Genomic DNA, 1,697 nt, shown 5'->3' with positions numbered 1-1,697 from the left:
GCACAAAGTTGGGTGAGAGACATCGTGCAGACCACAGATGGCCAGATCTGGGTGGCGACAGAAAATGGCTTGAGTCGCTTGGATGGACACCATGCCTACACCTACCGATTTCAGCCTGATCAGAAACATTCATTACCCGGCAATACGGTTTGGGATCTCGCGTTGGATGCGCAAGGACAGCTTTGGGTGGCCACCAGCGGCGGTGTGGGTCACTACCGACCCGCCACCGACGATTTTCAAGTTGTTTTTGATCAAGCAGCCTTAAATAAGCACGGGGCGGGCATTGTTTATCAGATTGTGTCTGACAAAGGCGTGTTATGGATGCTCGCGGACGGTGGACTGTTGCAATACAAGGGGACGGACGACTATAGGCTTTTGAAGCCAAAAACGGAGGCATTGCCGTTAGCGCGCCCATATCGACTGTTTAGGATCAATGGCGTGGGTATGCTCGCTGCGGATGAAGCCAAAGGGATTTGGCGATGGGATACCGAGGCGCAACAATGGCGGCCGTGGGCTTCGCAGGCGTTTCTCGATATCGTAAGAGAAAAACGTTTTGTCATTGATCTGATTCCCGATGGTGAGCAAAGAATCATCGCCGTGCTTGACGCGGGTTATTTGGTGTTCGATGACACCGGAACAATTGTCGAACAGTTTCGTCCGTACGTGCAAAAAGCGCCTGAATTTCGGGCGCAGTCGGGAATGCGCACCCCTGATCGTGAACTCTGGGTGGGATTGAGGAGCGGTGGGGTGCTCCGTATCAGCTTACCATCTGGCAAACGTCGCCATATTCATCGGTGGCAACGCGGAAAAGAAACATTACCATCCGTTCGTGCACTATTTCGGGATCGAGACGGCAATATTTGGTTGGGCACAGAGGGTGAAGGCACTTTGGTGTGGAACAAGCGCAGTGAATGGCCAGTGCGCTTGTTGCCAGGCGAGCACGGCCAACGCAATAAAGTGGTATGGAGCATATTGCCTGCCTCGGATGGCGCTTTGTGGCTTGGTGGTGACCGAGCGTTAGAGGTGCGGCCAGAAAGCAGCACGGAATTTCAACCGATATACACCGCCGATGACCGTCGTCTATTGCAAGGTGTCTATGTTGTGACTGAATTCCAGAACCAGATCATGGCTGGCACGGGGCGTGGGCTTTGGCAAGTGGATGGCAAGACTCGCACAGCAAAGCCTGTGCACTGGACCGCCGAGAATGGCGAATCGCCACGCTGGTTGTCACGGGTCGTTTTTACCTTGTATGCAGATGGACAACGCCTTTGGATTGGGCATTCTGATGGCTGGGGCGTGTACGATAAGGCAAGTGGGCGGGTGCTATCGCTGAGTCACGTGCCAGAACTGTGCCGAGCGTTGACCACGGCATTTGAGGCGTCTGAACGCTTTGTGTATATCGGCACGGATAGGGCGGTGTGTCGATATGACAAAACCAACGGAACCGTCGAGGTGCTGCCGGGTTTGGACAACGATGGCATTATCCGAGAGGGCGCTTCGGTCACAGACATGCAATTGGGTGGCAAATATCTACTGGTTGGCTACTCGGGTATTGGTCTGAAAATTTATGATCTTAAGGAAAAAAAGGTTGTGCTTGCCTCCGGACTTGGCACGGGCCTCGCGTCCAATAATGTGGCGGCCATTGCGACAGATAGCCGGGGTCGACTCTGGTTGCCAAGTCAAACCGGCCTGACCGT

The 1,697-nt window shown here is 54.0% G+C and carries 1 protein-coding gene; it reads left to right on the top strand.

Annotated elements, in window-relative coordinates; all coding sequences use genetic code 11:
• A partial coding sequence (locus D6694_01765) for a hypothetical protein (GenBank protein RMH47587.1) occupies positions 1–1,697 on the top strand: 1,697 nt, incomplete at both ends.

The organism is Gammaproteobacteria bacterium, from assembly GCA_003696665.1.
Lineage (GTDB): Bacteria > Pseudomonadota > Gammaproteobacteria > Enterobacterales.
The sequence above is the reverse complement of the archived record's forward strand: the minus strand, read 5'-3'. Positions and strand labels throughout refer to the sequence as shown.